This window comes from Pseudomonas sp. QLc11A, assembly GCF_052112305.1.
GTDB lineage: Bacteria > Pseudomonadota > Gammaproteobacteria > Pseudomonadales > Pseudomonadaceae > Aquipseudomonas > Aquipseudomonas laurylsulfatiphila.
In genome coordinates this window covers 1-273 of sequence record NZ_JAVAJJ010000079.1, presented here as the reverse complement: position 1 = coordinate 273, position 273 = coordinate 1, and the positions used below count along the sequence as shown (strand labels likewise).

Genomic DNA, 273 nt, shown 5'->3' with positions numbered 1-273 from the left:
CGATGGTCGGACCGGTGTAAACGTCGTTGCCGACGCTGACCGGCAGGCTGCCGGAGCTCTGGCCTTCGGCGATGGTGATCACCTTGCCGCTGTCCAACGTCACGGTCACCGGACCGTTCTGCGCGGTAACCGGGGCACCGTTCTTGTCGGTCAGCGTGGCGGTGTAGGTGATGGTGCCGTTTTCATCCACGCTCGGGGTGGCGGTCAGGGTCACGGTGGTGGTGTCGTTGACGTCGTTGACCGTGGTGGTCACTGGCGTTGTGTTTGGCGACA

General features: G+C 64.1%; 1 protein-coding gene. It reads right to left on the bottom strand.

Annotated features, from left to right (window positions below; genetic code table 11):
* A partial coding sequence (locus Q8X48_RS29975; protein WP_407802684.1) for an immunoglobulin-like domain-containing protein occupies positions 1-273 on the bottom strand: 273 nt, incomplete at both ends.